This is a genomic window from Qipengyuania sp. SM2512 (assembly GCF_054954005.1).
Genome location: NZ_CM143134.1, coordinates 1,014,253 through 1,027,173 on the forward strand (window position 1 = coordinate 1,014,253; position 12,921 = coordinate 1,027,173).

General features: G+C 66.4%; 14 protein-coding genes. 8 read left to right on the plus strand and 6 right to left on the minus strand.

The features are described from left to right. Positions 1–74 precede the first annotated feature (74 nt). From phbB to ACQ5J0_RS05195, 3 genes are all read left to right on the plus strand, one after another. Positions 75–797 carry an acetoacetyl-CoA reductase gene (gene phbB, locus ACQ5J0_RS05185; RefSeq protein ID WP_462569467.1) on the plus strand — a complete coding sequence of 241 codons (723 nt, stop codon included), beginning with the start codon at positions 75–77 and terminating at the stop codon, positions 795–797. A gap of 66 nt (positions 798–863) precedes the next feature. Next, a complete protein-coding gene (locus tag ACQ5J0_RS05190) occupies positions 864–1,640 on the plus strand; it encodes an alpha/beta hydrolase (protein ID WP_462569468.1) in 777 nt (258 codons plus the stop codon). An 83-nt stretch (positions 1,641–1,723) separates the two neighbouring features. Further along, positions 1,724–2,173, plus strand: coding sequence for a hypothetical protein (locus ACQ5J0_RS05195; protein WP_462569469.1), 450 nt, complete (start codon positions 1,724–1,726; stop codon positions 2,171–2,173). Positions 2,174–2,837: 664 nt separating this feature from the next. Here ACQ5J0_RS05195 and ACQ5J0_RS05200 read toward each other — a convergent pair. After that, positions 2,838–3,146: a GNAT family N-acetyltransferase gene (locus tag ACQ5J0_RS05200; RefSeq protein ID WP_462569470.1), complete on the minus strand. Its 309-nt coding sequence runs from the start codon at positions 3,144–3,146 to the stop codon at positions 2,838–2,840. A 203-nt stretch (positions 3,147–3,349) separates the two neighbouring features. Between ACQ5J0_RS05200 and ACQ5J0_RS05205 the strand changes: the two genes are divergently transcribed. Both ACQ5J0_RS05205 and fumC read left to right on the plus strand, forming a co-directional pair. Next, positions 3,350–3,997, plus strand: a complete 648-nt coding sequence (locus ACQ5J0_RS05205; protein WP_462569471.1) for a glutathione S-transferase family protein — start codon at positions 3,350–3,352, stop codon at positions 3,995–3,997. A gap of 361 nt (positions 3,998–4,358) precedes the next feature. After that, complete coding sequence (fumC, locus tag ACQ5J0_RS05210) at positions 4,359–5,756, plus strand: class II fumarate hydratase (protein WP_462569472.1); 1,398 nt, start codon at positions 4,359–4,361, stop codon at positions 5,754–5,756. Between the two features lie 12 nt (positions 5,757–5,768). Here fumC and ACQ5J0_RS05215 read toward each other — a convergent pair whose 3' ends face one another. Next, a complete protein-coding gene (locus ACQ5J0_RS05215) occupies positions 5,769–6,515 on the minus strand; it encodes a helix-turn-helix domain-containing protein (protein WP_462569473.1) in 747 nt (248 codons plus the stop codon). Between the two features lie 87 nt (positions 6,516–6,602). Here ACQ5J0_RS05215 and ACQ5J0_RS05220 point away from each other — a divergent pair, with 87 nt between their 5' ends. Beyond that, a complete protein-coding gene (locus ACQ5J0_RS05220) occupies positions 6,603–6,887 on the plus strand; it encodes a ribbon-helix-helix domain-containing protein (protein ID WP_462569474.1) in 285 nt (94 codons plus the stop codon). A gap of 4 nt (positions 6,888–6,891) precedes the next feature. Here ACQ5J0_RS05220 and ACQ5J0_RS05225 read toward each other — a convergent pair whose 3' ends face one another. Next, positions 6,892–7,119 carry a hypothetical protein gene (locus ACQ5J0_RS05225; RefSeq protein ID WP_462569475.1) on the minus strand — a complete coding sequence of 76 codons (228 nt, stop codon included), beginning with the start codon at positions 7,117–7,119 and terminating at the stop codon, positions 6,892–6,894. A 69-nt stretch (positions 7,120–7,188) separates the two neighbouring features. Beyond that, positions 7,189–8,472, minus strand: coding sequence for a UDP-N-acetylglucosamine 1-carboxyvinyltransferase (murA, locus tag ACQ5J0_RS05230; protein ID WP_462569476.1), 1,284 nt, complete (start codon positions 8,470–8,472; stop codon positions 7,189–7,191). A gap of 102 nt (positions 8,473–8,574) precedes the next feature. Here murA and ACQ5J0_RS05235 point away from each other — a divergent pair, with 102 nt between their 5' ends. Together ACQ5J0_RS05235 and ACQ5J0_RS05240 are read left to right on the plus strand one after the other, a co-directional pair. Next, the gene (locus ACQ5J0_RS05235) at positions 8,575–9,462 is read left to right on the plus strand and encodes a UTP--glucose-1-phosphate uridylyltransferase (RefSeq protein ID WP_462569477.1); all 888 of its coding nucleotides are present in this window, start codon (positions 8,575–8,577) and stop codon (positions 9,460–9,462) included. Between the two features lie 115 nt (positions 9,463–9,577). Beyond that, complete coding sequence (locus ACQ5J0_RS05240; protein WP_462569478.1) at positions 9,578–9,877, plus strand: GIY-YIG nuclease family protein; 300 nt, start codon at positions 9,578–9,580, stop codon at positions 9,875–9,877. A 322-nt stretch (positions 9,878–10,199) separates the two neighbouring features. Here the strand turns inward: ACQ5J0_RS05240 and ACQ5J0_RS05245 are convergent, their stop codons facing one another. After that, positions 10,200–11,981: a flotillin family protein gene (locus tag ACQ5J0_RS05245; protein ID WP_462569479.1), complete on the minus strand. Its 1,782-nt coding sequence runs from the start codon at positions 11,979–11,981 to the stop codon at positions 10,200–10,202. A 71-nt stretch (positions 11,982–12,052) separates the two neighbouring features. Beyond that, positions 12,053–12,703: an OB-fold-containig protein gene (locus tag ACQ5J0_RS05250; RefSeq protein ID WP_462569480.1), complete on the minus strand. Its 651-nt coding sequence runs from the start codon at positions 12,701–12,703 to the stop codon at positions 12,053–12,055. Positions 12,704–12,921: the final 218 nt, after the last annotated feature.

A 12,921-nucleotide genomic window follows, 5' to 3' on the forward strand; every position in this document is an offset into this window, starting at 1 on the left:
GCGGGGTTTTTCTTGTCCCCTTTCCGCATTCGCCTAGAGATTGACGCTAGGGAATGGAGAGAGGGAGAATGATCATGACCAGAGTGGCAGTGGTGACGGGCGGGACCCGGGGGATCGGGCGCGCGGTGTGCGAACAGCTGCACAGCGACGGGTTCCGCGTGGTCGCCACCTATGCGGGCAATGGCGCGGCGGCGCGCGCCTTCAGCGACGAGACCGGGATCGCCGCCTATTGCTTCGATGTCGGCGATCACCCCGCCGCCACCGCGGCCTGCGCACAAATCGCCGAAGAAGTCGGCCCCATCGACGTGGTGGTCAACAACGCCGGGATCACCCGCGACGGCACGCTGCTCAAGCTGAGCTACGAAGACTGGAACGATGTGATGCGCGTCAATCTGGGCGGCTGCTTCACCATGGCCAAGGCCTGCTTCCCCGGGATGAAGGAGCGCGGCTGGGGCCGGATCGTCAACATCGGTTCGATCAACGGCCAGGCGGGGCAATATGGCCAGGTCAATTACGCCGCCGCCAAGAGCGGGATCCACGGCTTCACCAAGGCGCTGGCGCAGGAAGGCGCGCGCTACAACATCACCGTCAACGCGATCGCGCCCGGCTATATCGACACCGACATGGTCGCCGCGGTGCCCGAACCGGTGCTGGAGAAGATCGTCGCCAGGATCCCGGTTGGAAGGCTGGGCCGCGCCAGCGAGATCGCCCGCGGGGTAAGCTTCCTGTGCAGCGAGGATGCCGGCTTCGTTACCGGTTCGACGATGAGCATCAACGGCGGGCAGCATATGTATTGAGGCCCAGGAATTGAGGGACGGACGGGGGCGTTTGTGCCGGAGGGGAGAATCGATGTGCTGAGAGCGATGGCCGCCCTCTTGCTCCTGCTGGCCGCTCCGGCGCAGGCCGATGTCGTCCGCGACCGGATTTACCAGCCGGTTTCGCTCGCCGATACCGAGGTCGAATTCGCGGGCGAGCCGCCGCTGCCGCTTCAGGCCGCCCCCGCCGACGGGCTCGCGCTCGCAGGCTATTACTGGGCGCCCGAGACGGGCAATGACCGGCTGGTGGTGGTCTTCCACGGGCGCGACTACAACCAGCTGGTCATGGCGCGCCGCGCCGAAGCGCTGCGCGAAGGCGGTCACGGGGTGCTGATCGCCTCCTACCGCGGCTATGGCGACAATCCCGGTAGGCCGTCCCAGCAGGGGCTGTTCGCCGATGGCGAGGCCTGGCTCGCCAAGGCCCGCGAACTCAACCCCGAAGGACGCATCTATCTGTTCGGCTTCTCGCTGGGCGGCGCGGTCGCGCTCGAACTCGCTGCGCGCCACGAGGTCACCGGCGTCGCGACGCTCGGCGCCTTCACCCGGCTCGCCGATCAGGTCCCCGCGCTGCTGCGCCCGCTGCTCCCCGACCGCTACGACAATCTCGCCGCCATCGCCCGGGTCGCCGAACCGGTGGTGCTGCTGCACGGCGCGAAGGACGAGGTCGTCGATCCGCAGGCGGCGATCCGGCTGGAAGCGGCGGGCGGCGCCAATGTGACCCGGGTGAACCTCATCGGGGGCGCGCATTTCGTGCCGCTGGAAGCCATCGCTGCCAAGCTGTGGAGTCTGTGGGCGAGGCTGGAGGGCGAGAGGAGCGAACGGTGAGGGGCCGGTGGTGGGGGTACGGCGCGAGCGGTCCGGGTCGGCGATTACCCCATTGGTTCGATATGTCGTTTGTGCGCAGGGCCTTGCCGATAAGCTTTCTCGCCGTGCTGTGCGCACCTGCAGCTGTTTCCGCGCAATCGCCTGATGCCACGGATACGGACCGAACGAGAAGCGAGACCGGCTTTGTCCTCGATCTTTCGGCAGTCGAGGAGGCTTGTGCCGATGACGATCGAAATTCGGTTGTTTCCAACGAGATCATCGTCTGCGCGCAGGTTCAAGATCCTCGCGATTATGTGCTGCGGAGCCGCGAGGAGGCGCGCACAGATTATGCCGCCAGCACCATGGATGCCGGCAATCCCCAGGCACCCGATCTCTCGCCGCCGCCCTGCGTGCCGAGCCTGATCTCCTTCTGCCCCAAGCTTGGGATGCCCGTGCCAAACTCGATCGAAACCGATTTCAGCAAACTGCCCGAGGCTCCAGCCGGATCAGATGCAGACAGGATAGCGCAAGGCCTCGCACCCCGGAGTGACTGATCGATCCGGGGAGGCTCGTGTCCGCCGAATTCGCGCCGGCTGTGCGAAACGATGGTCCCCCAGCCCCCCCGATCTCGCAAAGTTACCGCGGGCGCCAGTCTCCGAAAGCGGATCGGCTGCTTGGCAGCGCTCCTGCGACGGAAGCTGCTTGGCAGCTCCCGACCCAGTTGCAGCGCTGCCCAGGTTTCGTCGCCCCGGGCTCGACCCGGGGTCCCGCTGCCTTCGTGCCCAAAGGCTCGACACCGGCAGGCACCCCTCCGCGACCAAACCCATCCCTCGTCATTGCGAGCCGCCGCAGGCGGCGCGGCAATCCATGGACTGCGCCTGCCGCCCGGCACCGACGCAGTCGCTCAGCCGCGAGGTCACGCCCTGGATTGCTTCGTCGCTTACGCTCCTCGCAACGACGAAAGCGTCACCCCGGGTCAGGCCCGGGGTGACGCGGGGGGGACTTCTGGACTCATTTTGCCGATATCGCGAGGTTATCGGTAGACGGGGTAGCGCCGCTTGCTGCTAGTCTGTGCCAGAAGCTACCCGTCGGCTAACGACCCAACATTTGTCGGAAAATGGCGACGACGTACGATCTAATTGCATACCCCCGCTGTGGGGGCGGATCGTCCTTTGCGCATAGCGATGGTCATTGCGAAACCATCTCTGATGAGCTTTTTCAAAGCGCCATCGTCATACAATAGCTGAAGGGATCGTGTGCATAATGGCCGAAAGGCTCGCAAGGATTGAAGCCTGCTGCTTCGTATAGCCTTCTTGACGAAGCGAACCCGTCACCATTTCCTGTTTCCAGACTCAAGCGCTCCGCTCCGCCTGCTTTCGCATGGTTGACGAGTGTGTCCACCAGGGCACCACCAATACCCTTGCCGCGAGCGGAGGATAGCACATGCATCGTCTTGATTTCGGAGTGACTGGCATCAACAGCTTTCAGCCCTATGCAGCCGACTGCATCGTTCTTCTCGAAGGCCATCCAATACCGTATGCCGGACAGGTCTGATCCAGTAGGGGCCACAGCATGGCCGCTGCCCTCAGGCGTGTGATCCGCACAGTAAGCCTGGTGGGTTATGATGAGCTTGAGAAGAGTGGGGTCCGAAGCGGATACTTCAGCTATTCTCACCATTGTTTATGTCTCCTACACGGTATGAACTCAATCTACCGTAATCGGAGCGCGCGATGATAACCCTTTTTGCGACGAAATTGTCGGCGCATGGGCAACGCGTCGAAATGCTCCTCAAGGCCCTGGACCTGGAATTTGCATATCAGCATGTGACTCGCGAGGAGCGAAGCGGGTCAGCATTCTTGGCGCTTAACCCACTGGGGCAGATCCCTATCCTACAGGATGGAAACGTCACGATCGCGGATAGCAATGCCATTTTGGTGTACCTCGCGATGAGGTATGATCGCGAGAATGTTTGGTTGCCTCGCACGCCGGAAGCGTTGGCATCCGTTCAACGTTGGTTGTCCATCGCTGCGGGCGAAATTGCCCACGGCCTTGCCCTTGCACGCGCCATTCAGCAATTCGGAGCTGAGAACAACCTAGAAGAAGCGCAGGCGCGGAGCGTGAGAATTCTCGAAGCGATGGAAATACATCTCTCAAACCGTCTGTGGCTTGCCGATGAGCCAGGTTCCGAGACCGGAAGGATTGGTCCAACCATCGCTGATATGGCTTGCTGTGGTTATGTATCGACAGCTGCCGAAGCTGGCATTCCTTTAAACCCCTACGTAGATGTACGGGGTTGGCTGTTTCGCATGGAGCAACAACCATTTTTCGAACCTATCCCGCCTGCCAATTCAATAGTTTCGCGGCAATTGCATTGTTGATCATCGTGCAACTCCTGCAAACCTCTCAACCTAAGGTGGCTTTCGCAGCGCGTCGGCTATTCTCTTGAGCGTCACGCAAAGCCAACGTTCCGCATTCCACCTAAAAATGGACATACCTTCCCCATCGGCCTCTTCCCGAAAGCAAACGATTGGCATAGCCCTCATGCCGGGCTCGCCTATGCCATCGGCACCCGTCCGCCGCCGGCCAAACCGGCCATGGTCGCCGCCGGTGGCCGGAGCCGGGTGAACCCCTCCGACCGGCTCATCGGCCTCGCGGGCGGCAGGACCGGGCCTGCATGGGCGCGCGCTATGACACCGCAAGCGATTGCGGAGCGCGCATCCGCGCGGCTATGATCGGTCCATGACCAGCACCCGTATCGAGACCGACGCCTTTGGCGAAATCGCCGTCCCGGCCGACCGCCTGTGGGGCGCACAGACGCAGCGCAGCCTCGAGAACTTCCGCATCGGCGGCGAGCGGATCCCGCTGCCGATGGTCCATGCGCTGGGGACGATCAAGGCCGCGGCGGCGCGGGTCAACGCGGCGCAGGGTCTGCTCGAGGACCGGCTGGCCGATGCCATCGTCGCCGCCGCCGAGGAGGTCGCGCGCGGCGAATTGGACGAGCATTTCCCGCTGGTGGTGTGGCAGACCGGCTCGGGCACGCAGAGCAATATGAACGCCAACGAGGTGATCGCCAACCGCGCCAATCTGGCGCTGGGAGGCGCGCTCGGCACCAAGAGCCCGGTCCATCCCAACGATCACGTCAATATGAGCCAGTCGTCGAACGACACCATACCCAGCGCGATTCAGATCGCCGCGGCCTGCGAGGTAACCGGCGCGCTGCTGCCCGCGCTGGTGGATTTGCGCGACATGCTGGAGGAGAAGGCTGGCGCCTGGTCGGGCATCGTCAAGATCGGCCGAACGCACACGCAGGACGCGACCCCGCTGACGCTGGGCGACGAATTCTCGGGCTACGCGCGGCAGGTCGCGCTCGGGATCGAGCGGATCGAGGCGGCACTGCCCGGGCTCCATGAGCTTGCGCAAGGCGGCACCGCGGTCGGCACCGGGCTCAACGCGCCGAGCGGGTTCGGGAAATCGATCGCCGCCGAGATCGCGCAGGCGACCGGGCTGCCCTTCGTGACCGCGCCCAACAAGTTCGAGGCGCTGGCCGCGCAGGATGCGCTGCTGTTCGCGCATGGCGCGCTCAACACGCTCGCGGCGGGGCTCTACAAGATCGCCAGCGACATCCGCCTGCTGGGCTCGGGGCCGCGCTCGGGGCTGGGCGAGCTGGCGCTGCCCGAGAACGAGCCGGGCTCCTCGATCATGCCGGGCAAAGTCAACCCGACCCAGTGCGAGGCGCTGACGCAATTGTGCGCGCAGGTGTTCGGCAATCACGCCACGCTGACCTTCGCGGGCAGCCAGGGCCAGTTCGAGCTCAACACCTACCGCCCGGTGATGGGCTATGCCTTCCTGCAATCGGTGCGGCTGCTGGGCGACGGTGCGCGCAGCTTCACCGCCAATCTGCTCGAGGGGCTCGAGCCGCGCGAGGACAATATCGCGCGCGGGGTCGCCAATTCGCTGATGCTGGTGACCGCGCTGGCACCCACGATCGGCTACGACAACGCCTCGGCCATCGCCAAGACCGCGCACAAGCAGGGGACAACGCTGCGCGAGGCGGCGGTCGCGAGCGGGCATGTCTCGGGCGAGGATTACGACCGGATCGTCCGGCCCGAAGCCATGCTCGGGCCGGATCGGGATTGACGCCTCAACCGTTCATTCGATGATATAGGCGACGACCCGCCATTCGCCGTCCTCGCGTTCCAGCGTGACGGTTTCCAGCGCATCGGGCTTGCCGCTGAAATCGGTGCGGAATTCGACCGAACGATAGCCGTTCGGCGGGGCATAGACTTGCCGGTATCCGACCGCCACGCGCGAGGCGGCGGCACCCAGCGGGGTGCGGACCTGATCGGACGTGTCGCTCCAGACCTCGAGCGTGTTGCGAGCGCGGAACTGCGAGCCGGTGGCGTCGTAGCTTGCTTCCCAGTCGCCCGCATCGACATCGGCAAGCCATTCGCGCGCCGCCGCCTCGGTGGCGTGATCCACCGCAATCTGTTCGGGCGCGGTGTCGGGCGAGATTGAAGGGGCCGGATCGTGCGCTACGGCGGCGGCGAGGGCGAGAGCCAGAATGGCGGACATGGCGAGGATACCTCCGGTTATGCGTCGGTGTCCGGAATGGGCACCGTTCGAGGACCCGGAGGATTGCGCGTCCCCCTCACCCGACGCAGCCCCCAAATCCTCGTCGGCAAGAAAATCGCGGCCCTCCTGTGCCAGCAGCCGCCGCGCCGCTTCCTTGCTGCTGGTGACGCCCAGCTTGCGCCGCGCATCGCGCAACCGTCCGTTGATCGTGTGGACCGAGAGGTCGAGCGCGCGTGCCGACGACTTCGCATCGTGCCCGCGCAGGATCAGCCGCAGCGTCTCCTTCTCCTTGGACGTCAGCGTGGCGGTCGCATCCTCGTTCATCGTGCCGGGATAGGCCGGACCATCCGCCGACCGCCACCCCAAATAATTGGTATGTGTCCGCGGGCGTTGCTGGCGTAGGAACCCGTCATGGACATGCCCTATCACCCGCCGGTCAAGCATTCGCTCAGCATCCAGGGCCATCGCACCTCGATCAGCCTCGAGCCGCTGTTCTGGGAGCTGCTCCATGCCGCCGCCGCGGAAGAAGGGCTGCCGCTGAGCACGCTCGTCGCGCGGATCGACGCCGAGCGGATCGCCAGCGCGACCCCGCCAGGTCTCGCGAGCGCGATCCGGATCTGGCTGGTCGCGCGCCTGCAGGCGACGCACGAAAAAGGCGCCGGGATCGCTCCCGACGCCCTCTCGTCGTCACCATAAAGGATCAGTAGTTCGCGGGCGGGTCGCTCGCGGGGAAGGATTCGTCGATTTCCTCGTCGGTCTTCGACCAGTTCTTCTCGCCGGTGGGCGTGGCGCGCGGGCCCGAATCGCGGACTGCGCCGGAGGGCTGACCCTTGGCGAAGGCCACGCCGTTCTCGTCGACGCGGTTCTTCTCGTAATATTTGTAGCCGGCGTAACCGACGGCTCCGAGTGCTGCGAGCTTGAGTAACATGGGGTTCGTCCTTTGCTGTTCTTGCCCCGATCAACGCGGCAAGAGGCCAAAAGGTCCGCAGCCGCCGCGCTATTCGTCGCCGACCCGTTCGATTTGCGCGCCGACCAGCGAGAGCTTTTCCTCCAGCCGCTCGTAGCCGCGGTCGAGATGATAGATGCGCCGCACCTGCGTCTCCCCCTCGGCGGCGAGCGCGGCGATCACCAGGCTCATCGAGGCGCGCAGATCGGTCGCCATCACCTCCGCGCCGGTCAGCTGCTCGACCCCGCGGACGATCGCGGTCCGCCCCGACACCTCGATATCCGCGCCCATCCGCCTGAGTTCGGGCACATGCATGTAGCGGTTCTCGAAGATCGTCTCGGTCAGCACGCTGGTGCCCACCGCGCGGCACAGCAGGCTCATCAATTGCGCCTGCATGTCGGTGGCGAGCCCGGGGAAGGGCGCGGTCGAGAGGTTGACCGGCTTGAGCGGGCCATCGGCGCAGATCCGCAACCCGCCCTTCTCCTCGGTCACCGCGACGCCGATATTGCGCAGCGCGTGATTGGTGGCGAGCATATCGTCCGCCTTCGCGCCCTCGAGCAAAACGTTGCCCCCGGTGATCGCCGCCGCGCAGGCGTAGGAGCCCGCCTCGATCCGGTCGGGCATGACCTTGTAGGTAGCGCCGTTGAGCCGCTTGACCCCGTGCACGGTGAGGTCGGACGAGCCGATCCCCTCGATCTCGGCGCCCATCGCCACCAGCAGATTGCACAGGTCGACGATCTCGGGCTCGCGCGCGGCGTTGCCGATCCGGCTGGTGCCGTTGCACAGCACCGCGGTCATCAGCGCGTTCTCGGTCGCCCCGACCGAAACCAGCGGGAAGTCGAAATCGCCGCCGGGCAGCCCGCCATCGGAGGCGTTGGCCTTCACATAGCCCTGCGCCACCTCGATCTGCGCCCCCAGCGCCTCGAGCGCGTCGAGGTGGAGGTTGATCGGACGGTTGCCGATCGCGCAGCCGCCGGGCAGCGACACCGTCGCCTCGCCCGCGCGCGCCAGCAGCGGGCCCAGCACCAGCACCGAGGCGCGCATCTTGCGCACCAGATCGTAGGGTGCGACGGTCGAGGTGATCCGCGTCGCCTCCAGCGTGACCACACGGCCGAAATCCTCGGGCCGCTTGCCGGCGATCGAATGCGACACGCCGAACTGCGTCATGAGATGCTGGAAGCCGTCGATATCGGCCAGCCGCGGCAGATTGCGCAGCGTCACCGGTTCGTCGGTCAGCAGCGCGCAGGGGAGCAGCGTGAGCGCGGAATTCTTGGCGCCGGAGATCGGCAGCGTGCCTTCGAGGCGGTTGCCGCCGGTGATGATGAGTTTGTCCATGCCGGTGCCAATAGCGGCTTTGCAGGTCCACGCAAATATCGTCGGCGCGACTTGATCCATGTTGCTTGACGCCCGCGGCCGCTGGCCCGTAACCCCGACCCCATGACCACCCCCAAACCGATCAAGAAAGCCGTCTTCCCCGTCGCCGGGCTGGGCACGCGTTTCCTCCCCGCGACCAAGGCGGTCCCCAAGGAACTCCTCCCAATCGTCGACCGGCCGCTGATCCAATATGCGGTCGACGAGGCGCGCGAGGCGGGGATCGAGCAGATGATCTTCGTCACCGGACGCGGCAAGACCGCGATCGTCGAGCATTTCGACGTCGCCTTCGAGCTCGAGGCGACCATGCGCGAACGCGGCAAGGACATGGGCGTGCTCGAGGCGACCCATGCGACGCCCGGCGACGTCATCACCGTGCGCCAGCAGGTCCCGCTGGGGCTCGGCCACGCGATCTGGTGCGCGCGCGCGGTGGTCGGCGACGAACCCTTCGCGGTCTTCCTCCCCGACGAGCTGATGGTGGCGCAGGCGGGCGGCGGAACCGGCTGCATGAAGCAGATGGTCGAGGCCTATGGCGAGGTCGGCGGCAATCTGATCTCGGTGCTCGAGGTGCCGCGCGGCGAAGTCTCGAGCTACGGCGTGATCGATCCGGGCGAAGAACGCGGCAACCTCACCGAGGTGCGCGGTCTGGTCGAAAAGCCCGCGGTCGCCGACGCTCCCTCGAACAAGATCGTCTCGGGCCGCTACATCCTCCAGCCCGAAGTGATGCGGGTGCTCGAGACGCAGGGCAAGGGTGCGGGCGGCGAGATCCAGCTCACCGACGCGATGGCGCGGATGATCGGCACCCAGGCCTTCCACGCGGTGACCTTCGCAGGCCGCCGCTTCGACTGCGGCAGCAAGCTGGGCTTCATCGAGGCGACGCTGACGCTGGCGCTGGAACGGCACGACATGAGCGCCGATGTGCGGGCGATCGCGGAGCGGGTGCTGGCGGGCTAGGCGGCGAAGGAAGCACCGCCCCGGATCAAGTCCGGGGCGACGGGATGGGGGCAATTGTCCAGAAATTCGTCGGCCCAGACTTGATCCGGGCCCGGTGCTTTGCTCATCTGGCCCGATGGACCGGGAACGACGAGGCGGCTGGGTCTACATCATGGCCGACCGCTACCGCGGCGCGCTCTATGTCGGCGTGACGAGCGATCTGGCCCGGCGGGTGGCGCAGCATCGCGGCGGCACCGGCTCCGACTATTGCACCCGGCGCGGCCTGACTCGCCTGGTCTGGGCCGAACGCGGCGACGCTATCGAGACCTGCATCGCGCACGAGAAACGTATCAAACGCTGGCGCCGCGACTGGAAGTTCGCGCTTATCGAGAAGGCCAACCCCGACTGGGAGGACCTGTCCGCGCACCTGATCTGACGCCGCGCCCGAAGAACAGCACCGCCCCGGATCAAGTCCGGGGCGACGGGAAGGCAGAGCAACATCCCTAATTCGTCGGCCCGGGCTTCCTCAAAATCGTCGGCCCGGACTTGATCCGGGCCCGGTGCTTCGTTCATCTCACCCGATCCGTTAGCGCACCCGATCCGACCTCGCGCGCCAAGGCAGCACCGCCCCGGATCGGGTCCGGGGCGACGAGTTGCAGAGCTATACTCCTAAAACCGTCGGCCCGATGCCATAAATTCGTCGGCCCGGACTTGATCCGGGCCAGTGCTTCCTCACCCCCTCATGCCCGCCGCCGAACTCAGCTCTGCGGCTCGACGGGCCGCGAGGTTCGCTTCGCGCCATTCTTGGCCGAACCGCCGCCCTTGCGCTGGCTCGACACCAGCGCCTCGGCGCTCTCGGGCGCAACCTCGCCGTCGAAATTCGCGCCGTCATTCGGTCCGGCGGTCTGCTCGGCCGGTCCCTTGACCAGCCCCGAGAGCGTGCTGCCGTCCAGCCCGAGTTCCTTCATCAGCCCGTCGAGCACCGGCGCCTGCGCGCGATAGGCGAGCGCGGCGGTTACCGCGTCGCTCGCGAGATTGCCGGTGCCGCCGCCATTGGTTGCCGCACCGCTATGGCCGCCCCCGCTCTGGCCGCCGCCGGTCAGCCCGTCGACCTGGACGATCTTGATCGAATCGATCGCTTCCATCGGCTTGGCGCTCTCGCGGATCACCTCGGGCAGGACCTTGAGCAGCGCCATCTTGGTCTGCAGGCTGATCTGGTCCATCGAGAGGATGTTCGCCGCCTCGTTGATCGCCCGCTGGCCGGCCGCCTCGACCTCGAAGCGGATCCGCGCGGCTTCGGCGCGGAGCTTTTCGGCCTCGGCCTCGCCCTCGGCCTCCTGGCGGACCGCCTCGGCGCGGTTCGCGGCCGCATCGCGCTCGGCCTCGGCATCGACGCGGACGCGGATCGCGTCGCGCTCGGCCTGCTTGGTCGCCTCGATCAGTTCGATCCGCTTCTGGCGTTCGGCGATTTCGGTCTCGCGCGCGGTCGCCACCTGTTCTTCCGCCGCGACCGCCTTCGAGCGCGCTTCGTCGGCCTGGGCCTTGGCCTGGCTTTCCTCGCGGCTCTTGTTCTGGACCGCGATCTGCTGCTCCTGGCGCGCGATCTCGAGCGCGCGCTTCTGATCGATCCGCGCCTCCTCGACCAGCCGGTCGGCCTCGATCTGCTGCGCATCGACCTGCTTCTTGGCCTCGATCCGCGCGTGATCCGCCTCGCGGTTGCGCTCGGCCTGCTCGCGCGCGATCTCGGCGGTCTGGCCCGCGCGGCGCACCTCGACCTCGCGCTCCTGCTCGAGCCGCGCGTATTCCTGATCGCGGCTGATCTCGAACGAACGCTGGCTCGCCTCGAGATTCTTCGTCTCGATCTGGACCCGCGTGTCCTGCTCGATGTCGTTCCTGAGCTTCTTGCGCGCCTCGATCTGCTCGGTGAGCTTGGTGAGACCCTCGGCGTCGAAGGCGTTGTTGGCGTTGAAATGCTCGATCGAGGTCTGGTCGAGCCCGGTAAGCGAGACCGATTCCAGCTCCAGCCCGTTCATCGCGAGATCGTTGGAGGAGGCCTGCTGCACCTTCTGGACGAAATCGGCGCGCTGTTCGTGCAATTCGTTCATCGTCATGCCCGCGGCGACCGAGCGCAGCGCGTCGACGAACTTGCCTTCGACCAGATCCTTGAGCGCTTCGGGCACCATGGTGCGCTGGCCCAGCGTCTGCGCCGCCATCGCGATCGCACCGGCATCGGGGCGCACGCGGACGTAGAACTCGGCCTTTACGTCGATCCGCAGCCGGTCGAGCGTGATCAGCGCCTCGGCGTCGCGGCGGACCACCGGCAAGACCACGGTGTTCATATTGACCGGCATGGTCTCGTGGAACACCGGCAGCACCAGCGCGCCGCCGTTCATCACGACCCGCTCGCCGCCGACCCCGGTGCGGACGAAGGCGACTTCCTTGGAGGCGCGCCGATAGAGCCGCGCCAGCGTCAGCGCGACCACCAGGAAAAACACGATGACGACGACCGCCGGGATGGCCAGCTCGATCAGATTGTTCATTTACCCTCCTCCAGAATTCTCAGTCAGGCGCCCGTTCAAGTCGGGCGCCGGTATTCAGTCGGACGCCCGCGTCAGTCAGGCGACAATCGGCGCTCGGCGAGCGCGGTCGCGTAGAAGCTCTCGCCTTCGCGGCGCACGAGCAGCACCTCGTCGCCCGCATGCAGCTCGCTCGCGGCCTCGTGCGGTTCGACCATGACGTGATGCGGTTGACCGTGGTGATCGAGCGCGCGCGCGCGCGCGGGCGAACCGCTGCGCGCGATGCCGTCGGTGATGGTTGCGCGGCGGCCGAGCAGCACTTCGAGCGGGACCGCGCTCGTTTCGTCCTGCGGGAGGATCCGGCCCAGCGGGCGCACCAGTGCGCCGGTGGCGGGGAGCGCCGCGATCCCGGCCAGCGCGGCCGCGAGCAGGCGGTCGAGCGGCGCACCCGTCAGAGCCGCTGCGAGCGACTGCAGTCCGACCCCGATCCCGGCGAACAGCAGCAGGAACAGCGCCAGCCAGATCGTGAGGGGCACCCGGCCGATGCCCAGCAGCGTGAACAGCCCGTCGATCATGCCGCCCGGAACTGCGGAATCGCCGTCCGGGGCGATGTCGGGCCCGGCTTCGATCTCGGCATCGCCGCCGCCCAGCATGTCGCCCAGCCCCACCGCCTGGATGATCGCGAGCAGCAGCATCACCAGCAGCGCCGCCGCAAAGGGCATGTTGTGCGCTTCCAGCAGCGTCACACCCGGCTCGCGCCGGTATCGTAACAGGTGAATTTGCGCCCCATCCCCATGAGCGAAAGTCTATCAAGCGCCCGGACGAAGGGACAGGAAAATCGGACGGGACGAGCGCCGCGGGCGAGGCGAATTGCGCATTTTCCTACACGCCTGCGGTTTGCTAGCTTCGCACCGGCTCTTTCACATCGCGAAAATGACAAGGCAGCGCCGCCCGCCCCGCTGAA

What these genes read in the sequence shown, in the direction of transcription:
- ACQ5J0_RS05200 (WP_462569470.1), bottom strand. Translation starts at nt 3,146, where the DNA reads ATGGCCTTCGAGAAGAACGATGCAGTCGGCTGCATAGGGCTGAAAGCT.
- ACQ5J0_RS05235 (WP_462569477.1), top strand. Translation starts at nt 8,575, where the DNA reads ATGACCACCCCCAAACCGATCAAGAAAGCCGTCTTCCCCGTCGCCGGG.
- murA (WP_462569476.1), bottom strand. Translation starts at nt 8,472, where the DNA reads ATGGACAAACTCATCATCACCGGCGGCAACCGCCTCGAAGGCACGCTG.
- ACQ5J0_RS05225 (WP_462569475.1), bottom strand. Translation starts at nt 7,119, where the DNA reads ATGTTACTCAAGCTCGCAGCACTCGGAGCCGTCGGTTACGCCGGCTAC.
- ACQ5J0_RS05245 (WP_462569479.1), bottom strand. Translation starts at nt 11,981, where the DNA reads ATGAACAATCTGATCGAGCTGGCCATCCCGGCGGTCGTCGTCATCGTG.
- phbB (WP_462569467.1), top strand. Translation starts at nt 75, where the DNA reads ATGACCAGAGTGGCAGTGGTGACGGGCGGGACCCGGGGGATCGGGCGC.
- ACQ5J0_RS05220 (WP_462569474.1), top strand. Translation starts at nt 6,603, where the DNA reads ATGGACATGCCCTATCACCCGCCGGTCAAGCATTCGCTCAGCATCCAG.
- ACQ5J0_RS05240 (WP_462569478.1), top strand. Translation starts at nt 9,578, where the DNA reads ATGGACCGGGAACGACGAGGCGGCTGGGTCTACATCATGGCCGACCGC.
- ACQ5J0_RS05215 (WP_462569473.1), bottom strand. Translation starts at nt 6,515, where the DNA reads ATGAACGAGGATGCGACCGCCACGCTGACGTCCAAGGAGAAGGAGACG.
- fumC (WP_462569472.1), top strand. Translation starts at nt 4,359, where the DNA reads ATGACCAGCACCCGTATCGAGACCGACGCCTTTGGCGAAATCGCCGTC.
- ACQ5J0_RS05205 (WP_462569471.1), top strand. Translation starts at nt 3,350, where the DNA reads ATGATAACCCTTTTTGCGACGAAATTGTCGGCGCATGGGCAACGCGTC.
- ACQ5J0_RS05190 (WP_462569468.1), top strand. Translation starts at nt 864, where the DNA reads ATGGCCGCCCTCTTGCTCCTGCTGGCCGCTCCGGCGCAGGCCGATGTC.